The organism is Ramlibacter humi (assembly GCF_004681975.1).
Lineage (GTDB): Bacteria > Pseudomonadota > Gammaproteobacteria > Burkholderiales > Burkholderiaceae_C > Ramlibacter > Ramlibacter humi.
The window spans coordinates 656,604-682,752 of the sequence record NZ_SMLK01000002.1 but is presented as its reverse complement, the minus strand read 5'-3'; the positions used below and the strand labels follow the sequence as shown (position 1 = coordinate 682,752).

Genomic DNA, 26,149 nt, shown 5'->3' with positions numbered 1-26,149 from the left:
CGCTACACCTCGTTGTCGCGGGACCACAAGATGACTCAGCTTCAAGGGCCCCCGAGAACGGCGTCATACGTTAAGCCTTGTCTCAGCTTGTCACCCTAAGACATTGATGTTATGGTCCTTTTAGCAAATTGCGTCTCGAGGCGAATGCCCGCATGAAGACAACTGAACTGCCTGTAGACCGAGCAGTGGGGACCCCGACAAGGACGACGAAACGGCAGTGGCAAGCCACCGCGGTAGCGCTGGCCGCTGCGGCCTTGCTGAGCCTTCCCTCCACCCCGGCCCAAGCCTTGGCGCTCGGCCGTGTCACGGTGCTTTCCGCACTGGGCGAACCGCTGCGCGCGGAAGTCGATCTGCCCGAGATCACCGCCGACGAGGTGGCCAGCCTGCGCGCCAACGTCGCCGCGCCGGACGCTTTCCGCGCTGCCGGCATGGAGTACAGCTCCGCGCTCCAGAGCGTGAACATCACGCTGCAGCGCCGCGGCGACGGCCGCTACTTCCTGCGGCTGGCCAGCGACAGGCCGGTGACCGACCCGTTCGTCGACCTCATCCTGGAAACCAACTGGTCCTCGGGCCGCATCGTGCGCGACTTCACGATGCTGTTCGACCCGCCGGCCATGCGCCAGCCGCAGCAGCCGCTGCAGGCACAGGCTTCGCCTTCCACCTCGCCGACACCTTCCAGCTCGGTCACGGGCACGCCGGTGCCCCCGCGCGGCCAGCGTGGCGGTGCCGCGCCTCGCGCCGGCGCTCCGGCCACGGCAGCTGCTCCTGCGGCGCCGCGCGCAGCCGCTCCTTCGCCGGCTCCCGCGCCTGCCGGCGACGGCAAGCAGGTCACGGTCCAGGCGGGTGACACCGCCGGCAAGATCGCGGCCGCCAACAAGCCCGAAGCCATTTCGCTCGACCAGATGCTGGTCGCGCTGCTGCGCTCCAACCCGGATGCGTTCGCCGGCGGCAACGTCAACCGGCTGCGCGCCGGCGCGGTGCTGAACGTGCCGACCGCCGAGCAAGCCTCGGCCGTCACGCCGTCCGAAGCCACGCAGACGCTGGTCGCGCAAAGCCGCGACTTCAACGAATTCCGCCGCCGTCTCGCCGAAGGTGGCGTGCCCACGGCGCCCGCCAGCGGCACGGGCCGCGAGTCGCGCGGCCAGGTGCAGGCGCAGGTCGAGGACAAGCGTCCCACCGCGTCCGCGCAAGACAAGTTGCAGCTGTCCAAGGGTGCGGTGCAGGGCAAGTCCAATGCCGACCAGGTCGCCTCCGCGCGCGAGAAGCAGGACGCCAATACGCGCGTCGCCGAGCTCAATCGCAACCTGAGCGAGCTGAACAAGATCAACGGCTCGCTGCCCGCGGGGAGTGCCAGCGCGCCCAAGGCCGGCGCTTCGGCGCCCGCGGCTGCCGCCACCACTGCCGCCAGGCCCGCGTCCACGCCCGCCATCTCGGTGCCGGTGGCCGCGGCCGCCGCCCCGGCATCCACGCCGGCCGCCACCGCCGCTTCGCGCCCTGCCGTCGTCGCTGCTGCTTCCACTCCCGTGGCCGCCGCACCGGCCAGTGCGCCCGCGGTTGCCGCCGCGCAAGCGCCCGCTTCGGCTCCTGCCGCCGCCAGCGCTGCTTCGACACCGGTGGCAGCCGCCGCATCCGTTCCTTCGGCCGGTGCTTCCGCTCCGTCCGCTGGCGCGTCCGCCCCGGCACCCATCGCCGCGGCCACCGCTTCCGCTCCGGCGAAACCCAAGCGCCCCAGCGTTCCGCCGCCCCCGCCGCCGGAACCCAGCCTGGTCGACCAATTGGTCGACAACCCGATCATCCCCGCCGCCGCCGGCGGTGTGCTCGCGCTGCTGGTCGGCCTGGGCATCTGGAAGGTTCGCCAGCGCCGCAAGGCCACGCAGGTGGACAGCTCGTTCCTTGAAAGCCGCCTGCAGCCCGACTCGTTCTTCGGCGCCAGCGGCGGCCAGCGCGTGGACACCGCCGATGCGGCGCCCACCGGCTCGTCCATGGTCTATTCGCCCAGCCAGCTGGACGCGGCCGGTGACGTTGACCCCGTTGCCGAAGCCGACGTTTACCTGGCTTACGGCCGCGACCTGCAGGCCGAGGAAATCCTCAAGGAAGCGCTGCGCATCAACCCCAGCCGTGTGGCCATCCACACCAAGCTGCTGGAGATCTACGCCAAGCGCCGCGACACCAAGGGCTTCGAGCAGCTCGCCAGCGAGGCTTATTCGCTGACGCATGGCGAAGGCCCCGAGTGGGCGCATATCTGCGAACTGGGCCTGGAGCTCGACCCGTCCAACCCGATGTACCAGCCGGGCGGCCAGCCTTCGGCCGGCTCCGCCGCGCCTGCTGCAGTCGCCGCCGGTGGCGCGATGGCTGCCGCGATGGCCACGCAGCCGGTGCGTTCGCATTCGCCCGAACCCGCCAGCGTGGACGACGCTTCGGACGTCGACCTGGACCTGGACTTCTCCATTGGCGACGACGAGCCCGGCGCGGCCCACGCCCCTGCCGCGGCCAGCATGGACCCGGACGCCACCCTGCTGCCCGGCAGCCTGGCAGCCATGCAGGACCCCAACGCCACGCTGGCCTTCCCGGCCGCCGCGTCCGCGCCGTCCGCATCGCTGGACATGGACTTCAATCCTGGCAAGGCGTCGGCTGGCGAACCCGAGCCGGTGCGCCTGGACGCGCCCGATCTCACGCTGAATGAAAACAGCCTGAACTTCAGCACCGAGCCCATCCAGCTCGACTCGCCTCCGCCCGCTCCGGCGCCCGCGCCTGCGGCGGCCGCCGACGGCATGCTGGAATTCGACCTCGGCGGCCTGTCGCTGGACCTGCCCGGCTCCGCTGCGCCCGCGCCCGCCGCCGCAGCAGCGGAAACCGGCGATTCCGGCATGAGCACCGCCGGCCTGGAACTGGGCAGCGGCGACGGTGAAGACCCGCTCGCCACCAAGCTGGCCCTGGCCCAGGAGTTCAACGCCATCGGCGACGCCGACGGCGCCCGCAGCCTGGCGCAGGAAGTGATCGCCGAAGCGTCCGGCGCCCTCAAGAGCAAGGCGCAGAAGTTCCTCGCGGAGATCGGCTGATCCCGCGTCCCCCAGGAGCCCGGCCGTGAGGTGGGCCCTCGGCATCAGCTACAACGGGCAAGGCTACGAAGGCTGGCAAAGCCAGCCTTCGGGCCGCACCGTGCAGGACCAGCTGGAAGCCGCCCTCTCCCGTTTCGCCGCGCAGCCGGTGAACACCATCTGCGCCGGCCGCACCGATGCGGGCGTGCATGGCCTCAACCAGGTCGTGCATTTCGACACCGCGATCGAGCGCGAGCCGTTTTCGTGGGTGCGCGGCACCAACACCTTCCTGCCGCCCGACATCGCGGTGCAGTGGGCGCAGGCCGTGCCGGACGAGTTCCACTCGCGCGCCAGCGCCATCGCGCGCCGCTACGCGTACGTACTCCTCGAATCGCCAGTGCGCCCCAGCGTCGACGCCGGCCGCGTGGGCTGGGTGTTCCGGCCGCTGGATGGCGACGCGATGCGCGATGCCGCCGCGCGCCTGCTGGGCGAGCACAACTTCACGTCGTTCCGCGCCTCGGGTTGCCAGGCGAAGTCGCCGGTGAAGACGATGAACCGCATCGACATCGCGCGCCGCGGCACCTACTGGCGCTTCGAGTTCGAAGCCAACGCCTTCCTGCACCACATGATCCGCAACATCATGGATTGCCTCGTGCAGGTCGGCCAGGGGCTGCAATCGCCGGACTGGATGGACCAGGTGCTGGCCGCGCGCGACCGCGATGCCGCGGGCCGAACCTTTTCGCCGGACGGCCTGTACTTCCTCGGCCCGGTGTACGAAACCCACTGGGGCTTGCCCGATCGCACGCCTGCCTATGATTGGCTGCCATGAGCGGCACCAGCAGCAACCCGATGAGCCACCGCACGCGGATCAAGATCTGCGGGCTGACGCGCGAGCAGGACGTGGACGCCGCGGTCGAGGCAGGCGCCGATGCGGTCGGCTTCGTGCTGTACCCCAAGAGCCCGCGCTTCGTCAGCGCCACGCGCGCGGCCGAGCTGGCCCGTCGCCTGCCGCCCTTCGTCTCGCCGGTGCTGCTGTTCGTCAACGAGAGCAGCGAAGGCATCCGCGCGGCCTGCGATCTGGTCCCTGCCGCCTGGCTGCAATTCCATGGCGACGAGACGCCTGAGCAGTGCGCGCAGGCGGCCGGCGCGCGCCCGTGGATGCGCGCCGCGCGCATCCCGCTGGACGAGTCGCAAGCCTTCGACTTGGTAAAATTCGCCAACCTCCACGAACAGGCCCGGGCCCTGCTCCTCGACGCCCACGTCGAGGGCTACGGCGGTGGCGGCAAGGCATTCAATTGGTCACGGCTTCCAACAAGCGTCAACGCTCACCTCGTCTTGTCTGGTGGACTGACGCCTGCAAACGTGACCGAAGGCATCGTGCAAGTGCGGCCGCGATGCAAGTCGCTGGCCGTTGATGTGAGTTCCGGGGTCGAAGCCGCCAAAGGCGTCAAGGACCCGGAGAAGATCCATCGGTTCGTCGCGGCCGTGCGTGCCGCCGACGCGCTTCTTGCAAGGTCCCCCAATGCCCTCCTATCAGCAACCTGATGCCGCCGGCCACTTCGGCCCGTACGGCGGCAGCTTCGTCAGCGAAACGCTGACCCACGCGATCGAAGAACTGCGCGAAGCCTACGCGCGCTACCAGAACGACGCGGACTTCCTGGCCGAATTCCGCTACGAACTGGCGCACTTCGTCGGCCGGCCCTCGCCCATCTACCACGCGCAGCGCATGAGCCGCGAGATGGGCGGCGCGCAGATCTACCTGAAGCGCGAGGACCTGAACCACACCGGCGCGCACAAGATCAACAACGTGATCGGGCAGGCGATGCTGGCGCGCCGCATGGGCAAGCCGCGCGTCATCGCCGAAACCGGCGCCGGCCAGCACGGCGTGGCCACCGCCACCATCTGCGCGCGCTACGGCCTGGAGTGCGTGGTGTACATGGGCAGCGAGGACGTCAAGCGCCAGAGCCCCAACGTGTACCGCATGAACCTGCTGGGCGCGCGCGTGGTGCCGGTGGAATCCGGCAGCAGGACGCTGAAGGACGCGCTGAACGAAGCCATGCGCGACTGGGTCACCAACGTCGAGAACACGTTCTACATCATCGGCACCGTCGCCGGCCCGCACCCCTACCCGATGATGGTGCGCGACTTCCAGAGCGTCATCGGCAACGAGTGCCTGGAGCAGATGCCGAAGATGGCCGGCCGCCAGCCCGACGCGGTGATCGCTTGCGTGGGCGGCGGCAGCAACGCGATGGGCATCTTCCATCCCTACATCCCGCAAGAGAAGACGCGCCTGATCGGCGTGGAAGCGGCCGGTGAAGGGCTCGACACCGGCAAGCATTCCGCGTCGCTGCAGAAAGGCAGCCCCGGCGTGCTGCACGGCAACCGCACCTACATCCTGCAGGACGCCAACGGCCAGATCACCGAGACGCACAGCGTCAGCGCGGGCCTGGACTATCCGGGCGTGGGCCCCGAGCACGCATGGCTGAAGGACATCGGCCGCGCCGAATACGTCGGCATCACCGACGGCGAAGCGCTGGAAGCCTTCCACTACCTGTGCCGCACCGAGGGCATCATCCCCGCGCTGGAATCCAGCCACGCGGTCGCGTACGCGATGAAGCTCGCGAAGACGATGAAGCCCGACCAGCACATCCTGGTGAACCTGTCCGGCCGCGGCGACAAGGACATCGGCACGGTGGCCGACCTCGCGGGCGTCGACTTCTACGACCGCCCGTCCATGCGCGGCCTCAAGCTGAAAGGCGGCAAGTGATGGGACGCATCGCCGACACCTTCAACCGCCTGGCCCAGGACAAGCGCAAGGCGCTCATCCCCTACGTCACCGCCGGCTTCCCCTTCGCCGACGTCACGCCCGAGCTGATGCACGCCATGGTGGAAGCGGGCTCCGACGTCATCGAACTCGGCGTGCCCTTCTCCGACCCGATGGCCGACGGCCCCGTCATCCAGAAGGCCGGCGAACGCGCCTTGGCGCTGGGCATCGGCACGGCGCAGGTGCTGGCCATGGTGCGCACCTTCCGCGAATGCGACAGCCGCACGCCCGTCGTGCTGATGGGCTATGCCAACCCGGTGGAGCGCTACGACCTGGCGCATGGCAAGGGCGCCTTCGTGCGCGATGCATCGCAAGCGGGCGTCGACGGCGTGCTCATCGTCGACTACCCGCCGGAAGAGTGCGAGCAGTTCGCGGCCGAGCTGAAGGCGGCCGGCATGGACCTCATCTTCCTGCTGGCACCCACTTCCACCGCGAAGCGCATGGCCCAGGTCGCGCGCATCGCCAGCGGCTACGTCTACTACGTGTCGCTCAAGGGCGTCACCGGCGCCGGCCACCTGGACACGGCCGCGGTGGAACAAGCCCTGCCACGCATCCGCGAGCACGTGAAGATCCCGGTCGGCGTGGGCTTCGGCATCCGCGACGCAGCCACGGCCAAGGCCATCGGCCGCGTGGCCGACGCGGTGGTCATCGGCACCAAGGTCATCCAGGTCGCCGAAGCCCAGCCGCGCGAGCGCGTGGCCGCCGAGGTGGGCACTTTCCTGCGCGGCGTCCGCCGCGCGCTCGACGAATAAAATCCGCGCATCCCTGGAGCACGACCCCCCATGAGCTGGCTCGAGAAACTGCTGCCCCCCAAGATCCAACCGACCGACCCGACGGAACGCCGCGGCGTGCCCGAAGGCCTGTGGGTGAAGTGCCCCAGCTGCGAGACGGTGCTGTACAAGACCGACCTGGAGCAGAACGTCAACGTGTGCCCCAACTGCGGGCACCACCACCGCATCAACGCGCGCCCGCGCCTGAACGCCTTCCTCGACGCGGAAGGCCGCTGGGAGATCGGCCAGGAAGTGCTGCCGGTCGACGCGCTGAAGTTCCAGGACAGCCGCAAGTACCCGCAGCGCCTGAAGGAAGCGCTGGAAAACACCGGCGAGACCGACGCCCTGGTGGTCATGGGCGGCGCGGTGCACGGCATCAGCCTGGTGGCCGCCTGCTTCGAATTCGACTTCATGGGCGGCAGCATGGGCAGCGTGGTCGGCGAGCGCTTCGTGCGCGGCGTCGAGAGCGCCATCGAGCAGAAAGTGCCGTTCGTGTGCTTCACCGCCACCGGCGGCGCACGCATGCAGGAAGGCCTGCTGTCCCTCATGCAGATGGCCAAGACCAACGCCGCGCTCACGCGCCTGGCGCGCAAGGGCCTGCCTTACGTCAGCGTGCTGACCGACCCGACGATGGGCGGCGTGAGCGCCGGCTTCGCGTTCGTGGGCGACGTGGTGATCGCCGAGCCCAAGGCGCTGATCGGCTTCGCCGGCCCGCGCGTCATCGAGTCCACCGTGCGCGTCACGCTGCCGGAAGGCTTCCAGCGCGCCGAGTTCCTGCAGCAAAAGGGCGCGGTCGACTTCATCTGCGACCGCCGCGAGCTGCGCAAGACCATGGCCAACGTGCTGGCCATGCTGCAGCGCCAGCCGGCCGACGCGGTGATCTGAACGAAGCGCGCACGTTGCCCCGATGCGTGGCAAGCATCGGCAACCGCGCCGGGTTTGGCGATCTGCCGTTGCCCTGACGGTCGGCCAGGCACTCCTGCAATTCAGTTCGGCGGCGCGGCCGGCGGAAGGAGGTCGCGCGGGACATCGAGGGCGTCATCGCGATTGCGGGTGACGGTGTACGCGAACGCGCCGTACGCCCGGGCTTCTTGCAGGCCATGGTTCCTCACCAGCGGGTGGTCCGGCGCATAGCGTGCCAATTCCTTGCGCAGCACCCACTTCTCGGCGAGGACTTCCGCGGTCTTTTGCTCGGCTTGCTCGAGTACCGATCTCCCGCGGATGGTGAGCGACTGAAGTCTTCTGCGCAGCTCCTCGGCTTCCACCAGCCATTCGTACACTTCCCTGCTCATCTTGCCTCCCTGCTACCACCGGATTTTTGGGTCATTTTGCGCGATCGACGCATCCTCCGGCCGCCTAGACTGTCTCCGAGCTGAAGGTGCGATCGGAAATCAGGCAGCCGCCGTTCTGGCGGAACAATGGCCCAAGGCCAGGATCGAATGAGCAGTGGGTAAAGACCAAGCGCAAGTACCGGATTTCTCGACAGGGCAACCGGGCGCGCCCGAGGACCTGGAGGCATTGCGCCTGTTTGGGGCACCCGCGCTTCGCCAGCCTGCCGGCACACTGCAAGGCCTCGAATGGAGCCGCGGGCTTGCGTTGCTCACCTATGTGGCCTGCGAGCAGGGCTGGCATGCTCGCGAGCAGCTCGCCATGGTTTTGCGTCCGGACACCGAAGCGGCGACGGCGCGCAACTACCTGCGCGGCATCATCCACAAGCTTCGGCAAGCGCTTCCGGGGCTGGAAGCCCTGAGGATCGAGGAAGGCAGGATCCGGTGGGCGGGCACCAGCGACGTGATCGAATTCCGCCAAGCCGTTTCCCGTTCGGATTGGCAGCGTGCGGTCAACCTGCAGCCGCTGCCACTGCTCGACCGCATGGGGTCGGTGGGCATCCCGTTCCTGGACGAATGGATCGAGCGCGAGCGCGTTCACCTTCGATCGGCGCTGCGCCGATCTCTTCTGGCCTTGATCCTGCAGCGACAGGCTGCCGGCGGCGGCGCGGACGACTTGATGCGCCGCCTGATCGGCGACGATCCGCTGGACGAAGATGCCGTCCAGTTCGTCCTCAGCCAGGCGCGCAACTCGGTCGAGCGCCAGCTGGCTGCCACTGCGTTCCGCGCGCTTCAGCGAGGTCTCGCGGCGGACGCCGGAGAGGAACCGCTCGCATCGACGGTCCGGCTCTACGAGGAAATGCTTCATCGCGCGGACCGCCGGCGGGAGGCGGCCAGGCCGGCAGGCGAACCCGCCGGCACCGAGGCGGTGTGGAAGGCCGGCCCGCCGGCCGCGCCGGCGCCCGAAGCCGATGTGCGGGACGCGATCCCCCTGGGCCGGGCGGACGACTTCCGGAAGCTGGTGGACCTTGTCCGCCGCGACGGCGTGCGAATGATCACCGTCAGCGGTTTCGGCGGTGTGGGCAAGACCGTTCTGGCGAGATCGCTCTTCACCTGGCTTTCCAGGGAGTCGGGCGGCAGCTGCATCTGGGTCGACCTCGCGGCGGCGGAGACGCAGCAGGCCATGCTGAACGCCATCGCCCAGGAAGCCGGCCTTTCGAAACTCGAGCAGTCGGTCGAAGGCCACCTGGCGCTCTGGTTGTCGGAACGCAGCGTGGTCCTGTTCCTCGACAACGTCGAGCAGCTCGCCTTGCACGCCGCGGTGCTCAGCCGGCTTCTGCGGGCCGCGCCCGCACTGCGCATCGTGGCCACGTCGAGGGAAGTTCTCCATTTGCCCGAGGAGTACTCCTTCCACGTCACGGGCCTCGACTTCAATGGTCCGCGCTCGCCGGCGGCGCGCCTGTTCGCGCTGCACGCCGAAAGGGTGGGCTTCCAGCTGGACGCTGCGCACGAGCGCGATGTCGTCCGCCTGGTGGGTTTCCTGGAGGGACTGCCGCTCGCGATCGAACTGGCCGCCGGCTGGCTGCCTCTCTTCGGGCCGGACACGGTATTGCGGGAGCTTCAGGACAATCCTTCCTTCCTGGACGAGACCGTCGAACCCGTGGGCAGCGGCCACACCATGCGCCCGGTGCTGGCCACCGCCTGGCGCCGGCTGGTACCCCAGGAGCAACAGGCCCTTGGCAGGTTGGCCGTATTCGAAGGCGCGATCGGGCTGGGGCAAGCGCGCGAAGTCGCCGGAACGGAACTCGCGACGCTCCTGCGCCTGGTGCAGAAATCCGTGCTGCAACGCATCGACGGCTCGAGCTTCCGGCTCCATCCCCTGCTGCGCGAATTCGTGAGGATCACCGCGCCTGCGGATGCCATTTCGCAAGGCATGGAAAGCCATTGCAGTCACTTCCTCGGCAGGCTGTCGTCGATGCCGCCGCTGCGGCCCAGCTGGGACATGCCGGAAGCCGCGAGGGAAATCCTGGTCCAGGCCGAGGACCTGGTGAAGGCATGGCGGCACGCCGTCGACACCCAGCGCATCGACCTGATGGGCCCGGCCCTGGCGAATCTCTCCGTGCTGCTGCACACCGGATCCCGGCGCGAGGAAGCCCTGGCGCTTTGCCAGCATGCGCAAGGCCGCGTGCCGTTCGTGCCGATCGGCGCCGGCCTGGCCACGCTGCATGCGATGACCTTGCTCTCGCTGGGCCGCCTGGAACAGGCCCGCCGCATCGCGCAGGGCGCGCTGGCGCAGGGGGCGCAGGGGCGGGCGAAAGTCTGGCTCGAGATCTGCCTCAGTCGCCTGGACTGGATCGCCGGCGACTACCGGCAAAGCTTCGCGCATGCCAAATCCGCGCTCGAAACGGCCGAGGAAAACCACCCCGACATGAAGCTGATGGTGCTGCAGGACATGGCCATGACCCGCTACGCGCTGCGGCAGTTCGAGCAGGGGCGCGCGGAGGCGATGGAGAGCCTGCAGCTCGCGCGCGCGCAACGTGACCAGGCCTGGCAAGGCCGTGCGCTGTGTGCGCTGGGCGTCCTGTGTTCCGCGTCCGGATCGCCGGCGCAAGCGGTTCGGTACCTGCTGCAGTCACTGGACCACTTCCAGCGTCCCGAAGCGGCGTACGACCAGGGGTTTGCGCTGCGGTGCCTCAGTTACGCCTATGGCCTGGCAGGCGAGTTCGAAGCGCAGACCGCCGCTGCCGAGAGCGCCATGGCCACCTTCCGGTCCGCGGGGTACTACCATGAGCTCGGCCCCAGCCTCGTCTCGATCGGCTTTGCGCAGCAGTCCGTGGGTGAGGTGGCGCAGGCACGGGAAACGTACCTGCAGGTGCTCGAGATGAGCCGCCGGGATCGCAACGTCTCCAACATGGTCCGCTGCATCTGGCTGATCGGGCTGCTGTCGATCCCCCACGATCGGGCCAACGCGCTCCTGTTCACCGTCTTCGCCCGCGGCCACGAGGCCCTGCGCCCGCCGGACGACACCATCATCGACAGGGAACTCCGGGCTGCCGGCTTCACGCAGGAGGAAATCGACCAGGGCATCGCAGCAGCATGCGCCCTGGACATTGAAGCGGTGTGCGCGCGGATCTTCGCCGATGCCGCAGTCGCCCCGCGCTCACGGCCCGCGGCGTAACGCGGCGGCTCCCTACAGCAACTGGGACATCGCGGCGCCGAGCACCATCGACGCCACCTGCAGCACGACCAGCAGCGCCAGCGGCGACAGGTCAATGCCGCCCACCAGCGGGATCACGCGGCGGAAGGGCCGCAGCAGCGGCGCGCACAGCCGGTCGATGATGTCCACCAGCGGCGAATCCGCCTGCACCCACGACAGGATGGCGTAGGCGATCACCAGCGCCGTCATGGCCGACAGCGCCAGCCGCGCCAGCCCGAACACCGCCAGCACGAACACCGCCCCCAGCGGCGTCACGCGGTAGAACGTCGCCCACAGGATGAGGTACTGCGCCAGCTCGATGAAGTACGCGCCCACGAGGCTGGCCGTATCGGTCTTGCCCACAGGGGGCAGCACCTTGCGCAGCGGCAGCACCAGCCAGTCGGTCAGCGCGAAGACGAAGCGCCCGACGGGGTTGCCGAAAGGCACGCGCTGGTACTGCATGTACAGCCGCAGCAGGCACGCGCCGCCCAGCAGGCCCGCGGTCACGTCCAACAGGAAAGAAAGGATTTGATAGGCCATCGCCCCACCGGAGGAATCGCGTGGGATGATAGCGGCGTCATCCCCGGTACCTCTGCTTGGCCGCCGCCCTCACGCTGCAATCCCTTCCGCTGTTCCCGCTGGGTACCGTCCTGTACCCCGGCGGCCTGCTGCCGCTGCGCGTCTTCGAGGTGCGCTACCTCGACATGATCGGGCGCTGCCACCGCGCGGGCGCGCCGTTTGGCGTTGTCGCGCTCACCCAGGGCCAGGAAGTGCGCAAGCCGGGCGCCGGGCCGGAAGCTTTCGCGCAGGTCGGCACCCTGGCCACCATCGCCTCACTGGAACAGCCGCAAGCCGGCTTGATGATGATCCGCGCGCACGGCGGACAGCGCTTCCGCATCCAGTCCAGCGACCAGCTCAAGCACGGGCTGTGGGTGGCCGACGTGGAACAGGTCGAGCCCGACCATGCGGTGCCCGTGCCCGAAGACCTGCGGCCCACCGCCCAGGCGCTGGCCAACCTCGTGCAATCCCTGCGCGAGAAGGGCGCCAGCGACGAGCAGCTGCCCGTCGCCGAGCCGATGAAGCTGGACGATTGCGGCTGGGTGGCCAACCGCTGGTGCGAGCTGCTGCCTATGCCGGTGGCGCTGAAGCAGCGGCTGATGGAGCTGGACAACCCGCTGGTGCGGCTGGAGCTCGTGGCCGACGTGCTGCACCGCACGGGCATCGCTTCCTGAGGATGCGCTAGCCGCGCGGCTGGTACTCCGGCACCTGCGCGCGAAGCCACTCGCGCAGCACCCCGTCTTCGGGCAGCGCGCCGGCTGCATCAATCCAGCGCACGATGACCGCCACATCCGGCAAGGTGCTGCCCGCCTTGGCCACGCGCAGCTTGGGATGCGGCGTGGGCACCGTGGTCTCGTCGTCGGCGAGCAGTTCTTCGTACAGCTTCTCGCCGGGACGCAGGCCCGTGTAGCTGATCGGGATTTCCTGCTCGGTGTGGCCCGACAGGCGGATGAGCATGCGCGCCAGCTCGACGATGCGCACTGGTTCGCCCATGTCCAGCACGAAGATCTCGCCCGAGCTTCCCATCAGCCCGGCCTGCAGCACCAGCTGGGCCGCTTCCGGGATGGTCATGAAGTAGCGCACGATCTCCGGGTGCGTGACGGTCACCGGCCCGCCGCGCGCGATCTGCGTCGTGAACAGCGGCACGACCGAACCGCTGGAGCCCAGCACGTTGCCGAAGCGCACCGAGACGAAATGCGTCGCCGGGTACCGGGCCGCCGTGGCCTGCACCACCAGTTCCGCCAGGCGCTTGCTCGCGCCCATGACGTTGGTCGGGTTCACCGCCTTGTCGGTGGAGATCATCACGAATCGCCTGGCGCCGCACTCGCCGGCCGCGCGCGCCGCGTGCAGCGTGCCGACGACGTTGGTGCGCAGCGCCTCCACCTCGTTCAGCCGCTCCATCAGCGGCACGTGCTTGTACGCCGCCGCGTGGAACACCACCGCGGGGCGGTGCTTGCGCGCGATGGCGGAGAGGCGCTCGGGTTCGCGCACGTTGGCGGTGTAGTACAGCGCTTCCATCTGCGGATGGCTGGCGCGCAGTTCCTGCTCCAGCTGGTACACCGCGTACTCCGAGACGTCCACGCAGACCAGCCGCGCCGCGCCGAAGCGCGCCACCTGGCGGCACAGTTCGGAGCCGATGGAGCCGCCCGCACCGGTCACCAGCACGGTCTGCCCCGACATCAGGTCCGACAGGCCCGCCACGTCCAGCTGCACCGGCGCGCGGCCCAGCAGGTCCTCCAGTTCCACCTTGCGCGGGCCCGTGCCTTCGGCTTTCAGCCATTCGTCGGGCCGCGGCATGGTGAGCAGCGTGATGCCCGCTTCGGTGGCGGCGAGCAGCGCTTCGCGCCGCGCGGGCGAACCGGGAGGGCTGGCGACCAGCGCCACCTGCGCCTCGGCTTCGGCGCACGCGTCCGCCAGCGAGTCCAGGCCGCCGAGCACCGGCACGTTCTGGATGGCACGCCCCGCCTCGTTCGGCAGCGGGCTGACGATGCCGACCGGCTGCCATTGCTGCGACCCCTTGAGCGCCCGTAGGGCATCCGACGCGTCCTGCAGCGAGCCGACCACGACCAGCCGGCGCCCGGTGCCCTCGCCGATGCGCCGCTCGACCAGCGTGCGCCACACCGCGCGCGCGCCGCCCAGCAGCACCAGCGCCACCAGCGGCTGCATCAGCAGCACCGAGCGCGGGAAGTACGGCAGCCGCAGCGCGAGCACGATCGCGGCGGTGGCCGCCGCGCCCAGGGCGATGCTCAGCCCGAGCTGGCGCAGTTCGGGCAGTCCCGTGTACATCCACACGTGCCGCCAGACGCCGGTGACCAGGAAAGCCGCGGCGTAGGCGGCCACGCACCACGGCACCGACTGCCACAGCAGCGGCAGGTATTCGTCCGGCACATCGAGGTTGAAGCGCAGCCAGAAAGCGATGCCCAGCGCCAGGAGCACCAGCGCCAGATCGGCCGCGGCGGACGCCGCGCGCCTAGGCGATCGCACGGCTGGCGCGCAAGGCTTCGCGCAGGTGGACGATCACGCGTTCGAGCTGCGCGGGCGTCATGTTGGAACCGGAAGGCAGGCACAGGCCCGCGTCGAACAGCGCGGCGGACACGTCGTGGCCTTGCGCATGCGGGAAGAACGGCGCATCCGCGTAGAGCGGCTGCAGCTGCATCGGCTTCCACACGGGACGCGCCTCGATGGCGTGGCGTTCCAGCCGGCGCAGCACTTCGTCGCGCCGGCGCGCGGCAGCCTCGCCGCGCAGTACCAGGCAGGTGAGCCATCGCGTCGAATGCGAACCCTGCGGCTCGGGCATCCATCCGATGTCCGGCAGGTCCGCCAACGCATCGCGGTACGCCTCGAAAATCTCGCGCCGCCGCTGCACGCGATCGGGCAGCACCTTCAGCTGGCCGCGGCCGATGCCCGCCAGCACGTTGCTCATGCGGTAGTTGAAGCCGACCTCGCGGTGCTCGTAGTGCGGCGCCGGCTCGCGCGCCTGCGTGGACAGCTTGCGCGCGCGCGCCACCAGCGCGGCATCGTTCGACAGCAGCATGCCGCCGCCGGAGGTGGTGATGATCTTGTTGCCGTTGAAGGACAGGATGGCGGCGTCGCCGAAGCTCCCGCTGGGCCGCCCGCGCCAGCTGGCACCGAGCGATTCCGCCGCGTCCTCCAGCACCTTCACGCCGTGCCGCCGGCAGATGGGCAGCAGCGCGTCCATGTCCGCGCTCTGGCCGTACAGGTTCACCAGCACCACGCAGCGCGGCATGCGGTTCTCGCGCTTCGCCCATTCGAACGCGCGCTCCAGGGCCGCGGGCGACATGTTCCAGCTGCCGGGCTCCGAGTCGATGAACACCGGCTTCGCGCCGCAATACAGGATGGGGTTGCAGCTGCCGACGAACGTCAGCGCGGAGCAGAACACCGTATCGCCCGGCTGCACGCCCAGCAGCAGCAGGCCCAGGTGGATGGCCGCGGTGCCGGAGCTCAGCGCGGCCGCGTGGCCCATGCCGGTGGCGGCCGCGACTTCCTGCTCGAACGCATCGACGTGCGGACCCAGCGGCGCGATCCAGTTGGTTCGGAACGCCTCCTCGACAAAGGCGGTTTCCTCTTCGCCCAGGTGCGGCGACGACAGCCAGATGCGTGCGGCCAGCTCGCGGCTGTGGATCAGGTCCACGGGGCGGCCTGCGTCGTCCACCACCGGCACGTGCGAGATGCGGTGCTGCTCCATCAGCTGCCGCGCCTGCGCGGCGTCGGCGCTGGCGTGCACCGTGAGCGGCTCGCGCGCGGGCAGTTGCGCCAGCGTGGCCTGCTCGCCGAGCGAGGCCAGCACCGCGCGGCGCAGGTCGCCGTCGGTGACCGTGCGGCGCAGCACGCCGGCTTCGTCCACGGCCAGCAGGATGCCCTCGCCTTCGCGGTCCATGCGGTCCACGGCGTCGCGCCAGCGCAAGGCCAGCGACACCAGCAGGCGGGCGATGGCGGGTTCAGTAGGCATTGGCTTTGTCCAGCAGTTCGGGCGGCAGCGGCACGCCGGCCAGCAGCTTCGCGATACGCTCGCCGGCGTGGCCGTCGCCATAGACGTTGGCCGGCGCGAAACGGCCGCGGTCCAGCGCCCGGCGCAACGCGCCGGCGATCGAAGCGCGATCCGCTTCGCACTCGAGAGTGTTCGCGTTGCGCTGCCGCAGCCGCTGGCGCGAACCGATGTTCACCACCGGCGTGCCCGACGACGCGGCTTCGATGATGCCGGACGACGAGTTGCCCGCCAGAACATCGGCTTGCGCGAGCGCATCGAGATAGTCGTTGCGCGGCAGATGGGTGATGAGATGCAGCTTGCCGCCCGCGGCGGCCTCCGCTTTCGCGAGGATGGCGCCGGACCCCGCATCCGCGTTCGGCGCCAGCCACACGATATGGCGGTCGCCCGCGGTTTCGCGCAAGGCTTGCAGCAGCGCATCGGCCTGCTCTCCCGCCTGCGCGGCTTCCTGCACGACAGGGTGGAACAGCACCAGCACGTAGCGGGCGTCCGCGGGCAATCCAAGTTTTGCGAGGACGTCGGCGCGCGCGCGGTCCGGCCGCGACGCGATGTCGTCCAGGCTGGGCGCGCCGACCACGTGCACGTTGGCCGGGACTTCGCCCATGCGCACCACGCGGTCGCGCGATTCCTCGGTACCCACCAGGTGCAGGTGGGCCAGCTTGGTGATGGCGTGCCGCACGGGCTCGTCCACGGTGCCCGAGCGCTCGCCGCCGTGCAGGTGCGCGATCGGGATGCCCAGGTGCAACGCCGCGATGGCGCCGGCCAGCATCTCGCCGCGGTCGCCCAACAGCAGCACCATGTCCGGCCGCTGCTCCTGCAACGCCGAAGTGAAGCCGAGCAGCGCCTGCCCGATGGCGCGCGACATGGCGGCGGGCGAACGGTCGTCGATGTCCACCGGCACCCGGGCCCACACGGGCAGGCCGGAGGCTTCGATTTCCTTCACCGTGCCGCCGAACGCCGCGCTCAGGTGCATGCCGGTGACGAGCACGCCGACCTGCACACCCGCCGTCGCGTTCAGGCGCTGCAGCGTGGATGCCATCAAGCCGAAGTCGGCACGCGTGCCGCTGACGTAGGCGATGCGGCGAGGTGCGCTCATGCGCCGCCTTCCAGCATCGGCCATTGCAGCGGCATGTCGGCCGGCACGGCTTCGCGCAGCTTGCGGCCCTGCAACTGCTCCAGCGCGTCGGGCGCGATGCCGGTGCCGGGGCGGCGCAAGGCCAGGTCGGCCGCCTGCAGCACGTGGCCCGCCGGCAGGTCGCGCGTGCTCACCACGCTGCGGCGCGCGACGGCGCGCGTGTTCTCTTCCACCGGGTGCGGGCGCTTGATGCCGTCGCCCAGCATGGGCTCCAGCGTTCGGATGGCGCGCACCATCACCGCGAACTCCCCGGGATCGGCGGAAGCGACGTGGTCGGGGCCCGGCAGCGACTTGTCCACCGTCAGGTGCTTCTCGATCACCGTCGCGCCGAGCGCGATGGAAGCCAGCGCGGCCTCCGGGCCCTGGCTGTGGTCCGAGTAGCCGACGGGCGTCCCCGGAAACGCCGCCGCCAGCGCGCCGATCGCGCGCAGGTTCAGTGCCTCGGCGGGCGCGGGATAGGCGGACGTGCAATGCAGCAGCGCCAGGGCCGGCTGCGCCTTCGGCGCGCCGCTGCGTGCCCAGACGCCCTGGATCCAGCCGACCGCGGTGCGCACTTCGTCCAGCGTGGCCATGCCGCTGGACAGCAGCAGCGGCAGCCCCGTGGACGCGGCTTTCTCCAGCAGCTGGCGATGCGTCAGCTCGCCCGACGGCAGCTTGATGCGCCGCACGCCGAGCGCCACGAGCTGGTCGACCGCGTGCACCGAGAACGGCGTGGAGAAGAACTCGATGCCGATGCGCGCGCAATGCGCCGCCACCTGGCGGTGGCCTTCGTCGCTGAGCTCCAGCGCCTTGACCATCTCGAACTGGCTGGTGGCGCCGGTGTTGGTGCGCTGGTAGTCGGCGGTGGGCGCGGACGCCGTCACCACGTCTTCGGCGCGGAAAGTCTGGAACTTCACCGCGTCGGCGCCGGCGGCGCGCGCCGCGTCGGCGAGCGCGATGGCCAGTTGGGGATCGCCGTTGTGGTTGACGCCCGCCTCGGCGATGACGAAGACACGCTGCGCTTTCATGGCCGGGACTGTAGCTTGCGTTGCTGGAACAACCACTGCGCGAGGGCGAAGTCCTGCGCGTCGTCGATGTCGATGGAGCGCTCGCGCGGCATCACGCTGGGCAGGATGGAAACGCGCCAGAACCCATCGCGCACGGCGCGCGGCAAGGCGGCACGTTGCCACACGTACACGGCGCCATTGAGGCCCCACACGGCAGGCACGTCCTGCCGGCGCGCGGCGCCCTCGCCTTTGCTCAGGTGCAGCAGGCCGTCCGGGCCGGCTTCCGCCAGCGAGTAGTACGGGTTGTGCGAAGGCTCGCACACGGAGACGACGAGGTCCGCGCGGCCCGCCAGGTCGAGCGCCGCCTCGATGTCGGCGGGCAGGCGCAGCGGCGACGTCGGCTGCAGGTCGACGACGGTGCCGATCCGCAGGCCACCCGCTTCGAGATGCTGCAACAGATGCTCGATGACGGGCAGCTTGCCGGCGGCATCGCTCGCCAGTTCGGCCGGACGGCGGTACGGCACGATGGCGCCCGCTTGTTCGGCCACCCGTGCGGTCTCGTCGTCGTCGGTGGAAACGTAGACCGCCTCGATGCGCGGACACGCCAGGGCCTGCTCGATGGTGTGCGCGATCAGCGGCTTGCCGTCGAACGGCAGGACGTTCTTGCGCGGCAGTCCCTTGCTGCCGCCGCGCGCGCAGACGGTGGCGATGGTCTTCATCGCTTCACTCCATGGATCAGAAGGTGCCGGATCCAGTGCGCGCCATCGGCTTCCGTGTGCGCGGACTCCTCGATGCGTTCCACGTCCCAGCCGTCGATGAGCGCGGGGACTTCTTCGCGCGCCGTGAAGCGCGTGGCACCGTAGCCTTTCAGCGGCCCCTCGCCGCACGCCCACATGCCGCGGCCGGCGGGCTCGCCCGTGCCCTCGCCCCAGCAACCGCGCGCGAACGTGCGGCTGAAGAGGCGGCCGCCAGGCTTGGTGACGCGCGCGAGTTCACGGTAAGCCTGCGCCGCTTCGTCGAAACCGCTGTAGCAGATGGCGACCACGTCGATGACGGCGTCGAAGCTGGCATCGGGGTCAGGCAAGCGCAGCAGATCGCCGGTGCGCACCTCGCCGCCAGCCTGCCGCCAGCCGGGACACTCGGCATCCAGCCTTTCGCCGCACAGCCGAACGGCTGTGTCGGAGCGATCCAGCCCGGTGACGGAAAAGCCTTCGCGCGCCAGGAACCACAGGTTGGCGCCGGTGCCGCAGCCCACTTCCAGCATTCGCACGCCGGCGCGCGGCGCCGCGCGGCCGTAGTGGCCCATGGCGAAGCGGACCACGTCCTCGCCGGGGTAGCGTCCCCAGGCGCGTTCGCGGTACACCTGTTCCCAGACGGGATCCCAAGCCATGGCGACTAGACCCTCCTGTGAAAGATCGGCCGATCCGGGTGCGCGGCCAGTTCGGCGGGAAAGAGCTTCTTCACTTGCGAGTAGCGCTCCTCGTCGAAGACCCACCAGCCCGTGCGGTAGAGCCAACGGCCGGCGCCGAAGCCCCCTTTGAAGTACAGCAGCGAATTGTCGGGCCGCCGGTCGCTGCCCCCGCCCAGGTAGAGGCACTGCAGGCCCGACGCCCGCGCGGACAAGGCCGCCTGGTGCAGCACGAAAGTGGCCGCCCCGCATTGTCTTCCCGCGGCCGTGCTGCCGGCGAGGTGGTATTCGCGCACACCGCGGCCGTCCAGCACGAGGGCCGCCGCGAGCCAGTCGTCCGGTTGGCCGGCGGCCGTGCACAGCGCCAGCCGTGCGCCGGGAATGGCGGCGAGGTGCCGGAAGTAGCTGTCTTCGAAAAGGAACGACGGATCGGCTTGCAGCGCGATCATCGCCGCGCGATAGAAGGCCCCGAAACGGGGAACGGCATCGGCGAGCGGTACTTCCCGGTAGGCGATGGGCGCGCGGTCCGCCTTCTTCAGGACCTGCCGGACGCGAGGCGCATAGCCGGCCGGAAAGTCGGTGGACAGGTCCACCATCACCACCTCCCGGTTGTCCTCGACGTGGCCGCCGTAGTGGCGCTCGTTGCGCAGCACCGGGTGGAAGCGGATGTACTCCACCACCACGCCGTGACCGCGCATCCACTCGGCGTAGGCCTGCCAGGCAGCGCGCAGGAATTCCCCATCGTCGCTGCTGCTCAACGGGCCGCCGTAGCCATAGGGCGAGCTCGCGTCGCGCCACTCGGTGCCGGGCACCCGGCCGAGGTGCGGGGCATGCAACCATGTGGCGCCACCGTCCCGGAACACGAGATAGGCGGTTTCCACGTCCGGCACGCGACGCGCCTCGGCCTCGATGTACCCCGGCTGCAAGGTCGCGGGCAGCAGGGGCAGCGGCAGGCCGCCCAGCAGCGCCTCGGCTTCGGACGCGCTGACGCGCTCAATGCCCACGCGTGGCCTCCTGCAGCTGGCGCAGGACGTCGGTGACGCGCTGGGTGGCGGCACCGGGCGCCTGCGGCGCAGCCACCGCGACGGGTCGCGTCTTCAACGCTTGCGCGATGTCCCGCTCGCCCGATTCACGTTGCGCGATGCCCATCGCGGCGTAGGGACTGAGGTGATCGAGGATGGAGCCGCGCAACTGCGTGACGGGCTTGCCGGCCAGCGAAGCTTCGACACCCACCGTGGACACCGTGACGAACACTTCGTCGCTGGCGTGCAGGCAGGCATGCAAGGGCATGGCCCGCGTGCTTACGCGGATGCGCGCGTGGCCGGGATCGTCCATCACGGGCTCGCTGGGATGGCGGCGCACCCACAAGGCCAGGCCGGGATCGCGTTCCACCGCATCGATCAGCGCGCGCTCCAGCCGCCGCGGCAGCTCGGGATCGCCCGTCCCGGCGATGTCCGGGATGTGCACCGGCTCGGGTGACGAGGCATACAGCAGCACGTGCAAGCGGTCCCAGCCTGCTTCGTGCCGCAGCGCACGGCCTTGCTCGCGCATCGCCGGATCATTGACCGTGTCGAAAGCGGGATTGCCGGTGACGTGCACCTGCGCCGCCGGCCGTCCCGCTGCAATGAAGGTTTGCCGAATCGGCTCGTTGAGCACGCACAGCGCATCGGCGAAATCGGGCCGTGCCAATCGCTCGCGCTCGTGCTGGCCGAACAAGTCGAGCAGGCAGGCCGATGGCACGCCGCGGCGGCGGGCCGTGAGGATGGCCGCTTCTTCGGCGCGCGGTGAATTCGTCGCGACCACCAGCGCGGGTTGCACGCGATCGAACACGCGCTCGATTGCCGAGAGAGGCAGGAAGGCCTGGCGCCCGTATTGCGCGTAAGCCCGCGCAGCCGGCTCGGCGCCCAACCGGTCCTCCAGGTCCGCATAGGACAAGCCGAGGTAGGCCACCGATTCCTCGTGGTCCGCCGCGGGCACCTGCAGCTGCGCGGCCATCCGCTCACCGTGCCCGCGGGCGCGGACGTCGCCGGGCTGCAGCAGGTCGCGGAACCCCAGCATGTCGATGCCGGCCTGGCGCACTGCAGGCGCCGCTGTGGTCAGCGCCAGATACACGGGCCGCGCGAGCCCCAGCGCGCGCACGCGCTGCGCCACCGGCAGCAGCGCATTGACGTGTCCGCCGCCGTAGGAAACGAACAGCCAGGTGGGCAGCGCCGTCACGCGGAATCTCCCGCGGTGCCTTCCCACAGCGCCAGCGCGGCGAGCGCGCGCAGCTCGCGCGTGCGGTTGGCACGGCCGTCGCGGTGCTCTTGCAGCATGTGCTCCACCATCTCCGGGCGGAACAGCCGCTGCAGCAGGCCGCTGCCGCGCAGCGTCTGCGCCAGCCAGCCGTGCAGCTCGTGGCGGAACCATTCGCCCACCGGCACGGTGAACATCTGCTTCTTGCGGTACGCCAGGTCATGGCCGATCAGCGGCTCGGCGGCGCGCTTGTACCAGTGCTTCTTGTCGCCGCCAGCGGAGAGCTTGGTCGCGCCGCGCGAGCGGAACGCAAACTCCATCACCCGCCAATCCAGGAAGGGCGTGCGCGCCTCGATCGACACCGCCATGCCCATGCGGTCGGGCTTGACCAGGTTGTTGCCCGACAGCAGCAGCTGCATGTCCAAATACAGCGCCTGGTTCACGCGGTCGTAGTGCCCGGCCTGCTCGAACCAGGGCCGCGCCGCCACTTCGTAGCTGTCGATGGACGCCAGTTCGCGCGCCACCGCCGGCTGGTACAGCGCCGTCTTGTCCGCCGGGGTGAACAGCGAAATGGAATCGAAATAGCGGCGGCGGAATTCTTCGCCGGGCAAGGCGGCGACGCCGGGCTGCGCGAAGAAGTCGGCGTACTTCTCATAGCCCGCGAACAGTTCGTCGCCGCCGTCGCCGGTGAGCACCACCTTGACATGCTTCGCCGCGAGTTCGCTCACGCGCAGCGTGGGCATGAAAGACGCGTCGCCATGCGGCTGGTCCAGGTGCCGCAGCACGAAAGGCCAGCGATCCAGCATGTTCAGTTCGGCGACTTCGCTGGTGTGGTCGCAGCCGAAGCGTTGCGCGGCCTGCGCCGCGAACACCGACTCGTCAAAGCGCGGGTCGGCGAAACCGATGCAGAACGTCTTCACCGGCTCGCGCACATGGCGCGCCATCAGGCCCACGATGGTGGCCGAGTCCACGCCGCCGGAAAGAAACGCGCCCCACGGCACGTCGGCGCGCAGGCGGATGCGCGTGGCGTCGTCCAGCAGCGCCATGAATTCGGCCGACCAGTCCTCGAAGCGATGGTCCTGCTCCCGCTGCGCCGACAGGTCCCACCAGCGCTGCACCTGCACGCCGGCGCCGCGGGTGAACTTCATCCAGGTGCCCGGCATGACGTGGCGGACGCCCTGCCACACGGTCCACGGCGGCGGCACGTAGTTGAAGGTCAGGTAATGGTGCACCGCCTCCAGGTCCAGCTTCGGCGCGACACCCTGCTCGCGCAGCACCGGCAGCATGGCCTTGATCTCGGAAGCGAACAGCACCTGCCGGCCGTCGTCGCACCAGTACAGCGGCTTGACGCCGATGCGGTCGCGCACGAGGTACATCGCGTCCTCGCGCGCGTCGTCGATGGCGATGGCGAACATGCCGTTCAGCCGCCGCAGGAAGGCGATGCCTTCGCGCTCGTACAGGCGCAACAGCACCTCGGTGTCCGATCCGGTGCGCAGCTGCACGCCTTCGCGCCGCAGTTCTTCGGCGAGCTCGACGTAGTTGAAGATCTCGCCGTTCTGCACCAGCGCCACCCGGCCGTCGTCGGAGACGAAAGGCTGGTGGCCGCCCGCGATGTCGATGATCGAAAGACGCCGGTTGCCCAGCACCACGCCGCGGCCTTGCGGTTGCCAGACGCCTTCGTCGTCAGGCCCGCGATGGCGCAGCGAAGCCGCCATGGCCGCCACCTGCGCCGGCGCGAGCGCCTGCCGCGCGCGATGCCACTGGCCGAAGATGCCGCACATTCAGTTGGCTCCCGCGCCGCCCAGGCGGCGCAGCGTCATCCAGAGGATGCGCAGGTCGGCGATGAAGCCGGGCGCGCGCGCATATGCGAGGTCCGCGGCCAAGCGCTGCTCGGGCGTGGCCTGGGAGCGCAACGTGGCCTGTGCGAGACCCGTGATGCCGGGGCGAACGGCGCAGCGCTGCTGCCAGTCTTCGGGCCGGTAGTCGGCCTCTTGCGAAGGCAGGTCAGGCCGAGGGCCCACCAGGCTCATGTCGCCGCGCAACACATTCACCAGTTGCGGCAGTTCGTCGATGCTGCTGCGGCGCAGGAACCGGCCCACGCGCGTGATGCGCGGGTCGCCGCTGCTCGTCCACGCCGGGCCGCGCTGCGGCGCGTCGGCCACCATGCTGCGGAACTTGAGCATGCGGAACGGCTGTCCGCCGCGGCCCACGCGCATTTGCCGGAACAGCACCGGCAAGCCGCTGTCGGCCGCGACGGCAACCGCCGCCGCCAGCAGCACCGGCGAAAGCACCACGAGCGCGACGGCCGCCACCACGATGTCGAACAGCCGCTTCATGCGCGCCGCGGCAGCGAGCCGGCGATGGCTTCGATGGCCGCGGCGATGCGGCGCTGGTCGGCCGCCATTTCGGCGGGCGTGCGACGCGCGAGTTGCGCTTCGGTCTCGCGCAACGCCTGCACCTCGCGTTCGAAGACACCCTCGCCTTCGCGGTGGAAGGTGCGCGAGAGGATCACCGCCTGCGAGCCCAGGCGCGCATGTTCGGCGAGCACGTCGCGGCCCGGCAGCAGGCCTTCGTCCAGCCGCGCGACGCCGCCGAAACCGAAACGCAGGCCCTGCGCCTTGACGGCCGTCGCCGCGCGCTCGACCAGCCCACGCGCCAGCGGCTCGAACATGAAGCGCAGGCCCAGCGAGAGGTGCAGGTCGTTCAGGCCGACGAACACTTCCCGCAGGCCGGGCGTGTCCACCCATTGCGGCAGCGTGTCAAGCGCTTCGCCGGTTTCCAGCAGCGCGACGATGGGCACGAGGCCGTTCACCAGCGCCGCGAACTCGCGCACCTCGGCGGCTTGGCGGAACATCGGCAGCATCACCAGGTCGGGCCCTTGCGCCAGCACCGCCTGCAGTTCATCCGGCGTGCCGGGGTTCAGCGGGTTCACGCGCACCATCAGCCGGCTGCGGCGCGCCGCATCGCGCACGCGGCCGACGTCTTCCAGCGCGTGGCGGCTGATGAAGGTGTCGCGGCCGGCCTGGCGCTCGGCCTTGCCCAGCCTTTCCAGGTCCACGAACAGCCGGATGCCTTCGATGGCATCGCAGCGGCGCGCGAACGCGGGGTCGTTCGTGATCTGCAGCAGGTCGAGCATGGGGAACCCGAAATTATCGCCGCAGGGCGTGCCGCAGCTCGGGGCTGCGCCAGAGGGAAAGCAACAGCACGGCCGAGCCGGCCGCGGCGGCCGCGAGCAGGCCGAAGACGGGCGACTCGGGCCGCAGCGCGGGCCAGGACCACGACGCCGCGCCCACCAGCACCAACCCCGCCAGCGGCCACGCCATGGCGGCCCACGGCAGCCAGCCCGCCACCGCGCGGCCCAGCGACCAGAGGCACACGGCGGCCACCAGGGTGTACCCCGCGTTGAGCACCTGCATCAGCCACAGGCCGTCGGTGACGCCCACCGAAGCGGCCGCCAGCACCAGCAGCAGCGCCACGGCATACGCCGCGGCGGCGGATCGCATCCGGCGTTGCGCTGCCAGCGCGGTGAGCGCCACTGCCGTCACCGCCTGCGGCAGCAGGCCCCAACTGCCCGCCAGGCCCCAATGCGCCACCCGCGTCACCGCTTCCGCGGGCATGCGGCCCCATCCGAACAGCAGGCGGGCGACGGCGTCGCTGCCGAACACCAGGCCGGCGATGGCGGCGCAAGCCAGGCACCACGCCAGCGCGAACGCCTGCCGCATCGCCGCTTCGGGCCGCGGCGGCGACTCCGCGAACGCACGCGCGATCGCCGGGAAAGCCAGCGAAGCGACCAGCTGGATCGCCAGCACCAGCGGCAGCTCCACCAGCTTCCAGGCGTAGTTGAAGGTGGCCAGCGCGCCCTCGCCCGCCAGCGAGGCAGCCGAGCGGGCGGCGAACGGCAGCGCCAGCGGCAGGCCGGCCCCCAGCAAAGCCCACAGCCAGACGGGAAACGGCGGCGTCGCGGAGGTTTCGGCCGCGCCTCTCTCGCCCGCCGGGTGCCGCCAGAACAGCCAGACCAGGCGCAGCAGCATGGCGGCCAGCAGCGCGATGCCGAGCGCAGTCACCGCGCCGGAAGCCCCGGTGTGGCTGCCGGCCCAGGCCAGGCCGCAGATCAGGACCGCGTTGACGACCAGGTTGGCACCGTAGAGCCCGGCGAAGTCGCGCTCGTGCTGCAGCCGGGTGGCCCACAGCGAAGCGAGCAGCGCGGCGGGCACGGCCAGCGCGCTCCACACCATCGCGTGCGAAGCCACCGGCCGCAGGGTCTCGGGCACGCCGGCCACCAGCCAGCGCGTGGCCGGCTCGCGCGCGACCACCAGCGCCACGGCCAGCAACAACCCGCCGCCGACCAGCCAGGCCGCCACCCGGCGCTGCAGCCCTGCAATCGCCTGGGGAGTGGCCGCCGCCCAGGCCGGCAACAGCACATAAGCCAGCGCCCCGCTGGCCAGCACCGAGGCCACCCAATCGGGCAGCGCGATGGCCAGCACGGCCAGGTCGGCCAGCCCGCTGTTGCCGAAAGCGGCGGCCAGCGTCGATTCGCGCACGACGCCCAACAGCCGGCTGGCCAGCAGCAGGGCCAGGGACAGGGCACCGGCGCGGAGGAACATGCCCCGGATTATCCGTAGCACGACGGGAGCCGCCCCGCCGAAAAACTAGAATCGGCGGTTT

At 70.3% G+C, this 26,149-nt stretch carries 22 protein-coding genes; 8 read left to right on the top strand and 14 right to left on the bottom strand.

The features are described 5' to 3' along the window. Positions 1-254 precede the first annotated feature (254 nt). From EZ216_RS10650 to accD, 6 genes are read left to right on the top strand one after another with little or no spacing between them, the layout of a single operon-like run. A complete protein-coding gene (locus EZ216_RS10650) occupies positions 255-3,059 on the top strand; it encodes a motility hub landmark protein FimV (RefSeq protein WP_338050536.1) in 2,805 nt (934 codons plus the stop codon). Between the two features lie 25 nt (positions 3,060-3,084). Continuing rightward, on the top strand, positions 3,085-3,867 hold the full coding sequence (gene truA / locus EZ216_RS10645) for a tRNA pseudouridine(38-40) synthase TruA (RefSeq protein ID WP_135249710.1): 783 nt from the start codon (positions 3,085-3,087) through the stop codon (positions 3,865-3,867). Beyond that, positions 3,864-4,583 carry a phosphoribosylanthranilate isomerase gene (locus EZ216_RS10640; protein ID WP_135249709.1) on the top strand — a complete coding sequence of 240 codons (720 nt, stop codon included), beginning with the start codon at positions 3,864-3,866 and terminating at the stop codon, positions 4,581-4,583. Before truA ends, EZ216_RS10640 begins: the two co-directional genes overlap by 4 nt. Beyond that, the gene (trpB, locus tag EZ216_RS10635; RefSeq protein WP_135249708.1) at positions 4,561-5,805 is read left to right on the top strand and encodes a tryptophan synthase subunit beta; all 1,245 of its coding nucleotides are present in this window, start codon (positions 4,561-4,563) and stop codon (positions 5,803-5,805) included. The genes EZ216_RS10640 and trpB overlap by 23 nt, the downstream gene beginning before the upstream one ends. Beyond that, positions 5,805-6,614: a tryptophan synthase subunit alpha gene (trpA, locus tag EZ216_RS10630; protein WP_135249707.1), complete on the top strand. Its 810-nt coding sequence runs from the start codon at positions 5,805-5,807 to the stop codon at positions 6,612-6,614. The genes trpB and trpA overlap by 1 nt, the downstream gene beginning before the upstream one ends. Positions 6,615-6,644: 30 nt before the next feature. Continuing rightward, a complete protein-coding gene (gene accD, locus EZ216_RS10625; protein WP_135249706.1) occupies positions 6,645-7,517 on the top strand; it encodes an acetyl-CoA carboxylase, carboxyltransferase subunit beta in 873 nt (290 codons plus the stop codon). Between the two features lie 101 nt (positions 7,518-7,618). On the opposite strand, the gene EZ216_RS10620 is transcribed toward accD, so the two are convergent. Beyond that, positions 7,619-7,912, bottom strand: a complete 294-nt coding sequence (locus tag EZ216_RS10620; protein WP_135249705.1) for a hypothetical protein — start codon at positions 7,910-7,912, stop codon at positions 7,619-7,621. Positions 7,913-8,078: 166 nt separating this feature from the next. Here EZ216_RS10620 and EZ216_RS10615 point away from each other — a divergent pair, with 166 nt between their 5' ends. Beyond that, a complete protein-coding gene (locus EZ216_RS10615; protein ID WP_135249704.1) occupies positions 8,079-11,138 on the top strand; it encodes an ATP-binding protein in 3,060 nt (1,019 codons plus the stop codon). A gap of 12 nt (positions 11,139-11,150) precedes the next feature. Here EZ216_RS10615 and EZ216_RS10610 read toward each other — a convergent pair whose 3' ends face one another. Continuing rightward, positions 11,151-11,696: a YggT family protein gene (locus tag EZ216_RS10610; RefSeq protein ID WP_135249703.1), complete on the bottom strand. Its 546-nt coding sequence runs from the start codon at positions 11,694-11,696 to the stop codon at positions 11,151-11,153. A gap of 56 nt (positions 11,697-11,752) precedes the next feature. Between EZ216_RS10610 and EZ216_RS10605 the strand changes: the two genes are divergently transcribed. Continuing rightward, complete coding sequence (locus EZ216_RS10605; RefSeq protein ID WP_135249702.1) at positions 11,753-12,388, top strand: LON peptidase substrate-binding domain-containing protein; 636 nt, start codon at positions 11,753-11,755, stop codon at positions 12,386-12,388. A 7-nt stretch (positions 12,389-12,395) separates the two neighbouring features. Here the strand turns inward: EZ216_RS10605 and EZ216_RS10600 are convergent, their stop codons facing one another. Genes EZ216_RS10600 through EZ216_RS10545 form a run of 12 tightly spaced genes read right to left on the bottom strand, consistent with a single transcriptional unit; the run spans position 12,396 to position 26,088 of the window. Beyond that, positions 12,396-14,198 (bottom strand): polysaccharide biosynthesis protein, encoded by a 1,803-nt coding sequence (locus EZ216_RS10600; RefSeq protein WP_135249701.1) that lies wholly within the window; start codon positions 14,196-14,198, stop codon positions 12,396-12,398. Next, positions 14,185-15,684, bottom strand: a complete 1,500-nt coding sequence (locus EZ216_RS10595; protein ID WP_275405143.1) for a DegT/DnrJ/EryC1/StrS family aminotransferase — start codon at positions 15,682-15,684, stop codon at positions 14,185-14,187. Before EZ216_RS10595 ends, EZ216_RS10600 begins: the two co-directional genes overlap by 14 nt. Next, on the bottom strand, positions 15,674-16,816 hold the full coding sequence (gene neuC / locus EZ216_RS10590; protein WP_135249700.1) for a UDP-N-acetylglucosamine 2-epimerase: 1,143 nt from the start codon (positions 16,814-16,816) through the stop codon (positions 15,674-15,676). The genes EZ216_RS10595 and neuC overlap by 11 nt, the downstream gene beginning before the upstream one ends. Continuing rightward, positions 16,813-17,862, bottom strand: a complete 1,050-nt coding sequence (locus tag EZ216_RS10585; protein ID WP_135249699.1) for an N-acetylneuraminate synthase family protein — start codon at positions 17,860-17,862, stop codon at positions 16,813-16,815. Before EZ216_RS10585 ends, neuC begins: the two co-directional genes overlap by 4 nt. Further along, a complete protein-coding gene (locus tag EZ216_RS10580; RefSeq protein WP_135249698.1) occupies positions 17,859-18,560 on the bottom strand; it encodes an acylneuraminate cytidylyltransferase family protein in 702 nt (233 codons plus the stop codon). Before EZ216_RS10580 ends, EZ216_RS10585 begins: the two co-directional genes overlap by 4 nt. Continuing rightward, positions 18,557-19,231, bottom strand: coding sequence for a class I SAM-dependent methyltransferase (locus EZ216_RS10575; RefSeq protein ID WP_167772872.1), 675 nt, complete (start codon positions 19,229-19,231; stop codon positions 18,557-18,559). Before EZ216_RS10575 ends, EZ216_RS10580 begins: the two co-directional genes overlap by 4 nt. 5 nt (positions 19,232-19,236) lie before the next feature. After that, the gene (locus EZ216_RS10570) at positions 19,237-20,253 is read right to left on the bottom strand and encodes a GNAT family N-acetyltransferase (protein ID WP_135249696.1); all 1,017 of its coding nucleotides are present in this window, start codon (positions 20,251-20,253) and stop codon (positions 19,237-19,239) included. Continuing rightward, the gene (locus EZ216_RS10565; protein WP_135249695.1) at positions 20,243-21,466 is read right to left on the bottom strand and encodes a UDP-glycosyltransferase; all 1,224 of its coding nucleotides are present in this window, start codon (positions 21,464-21,466) and stop codon (positions 20,243-20,245) included. The genes EZ216_RS10570 and EZ216_RS10565 overlap by 11 nt, the downstream gene beginning before the upstream one ends. Further along, complete coding sequence (gene asnB, locus EZ216_RS10560) at positions 21,463-23,265, bottom strand: asparagine synthase (glutamine-hydrolyzing) (RefSeq protein WP_135249694.1); 1,803 nt, start codon at positions 23,263-23,265, stop codon at positions 21,463-21,465. The genes EZ216_RS10565 and asnB overlap by 4 nt, the downstream gene beginning before the upstream one ends. Further along, the gene (locus EZ216_RS10555) at positions 23,266-23,820 is read right to left on the bottom strand and encodes a sugar transferase (protein WP_135249693.1); all 555 of its coding nucleotides are present in this window, start codon (positions 23,818-23,820) and stop codon (positions 23,266-23,268) included. Further along, positions 23,817-24,620 (bottom strand): aldolase/citrate lyase family protein, encoded by an 804-nt coding sequence (locus EZ216_RS10550; protein ID WP_135249692.1) that lies wholly within the window; start codon positions 24,618-24,620, stop codon positions 23,817-23,819. Before EZ216_RS10550 ends, EZ216_RS10555 begins: the two co-directional genes overlap by 4 nt. Positions 24,621-24,633: 13 nt before the next feature. Next, a complete protein-coding gene (locus EZ216_RS10545; RefSeq protein WP_135249691.1) occupies positions 24,634-26,088 on the bottom strand; it encodes a lipid II flippase MurJ in 1,455 nt (484 codons plus the stop codon). Positions 26,089-26,149 lie beyond the last annotated feature (61 nt).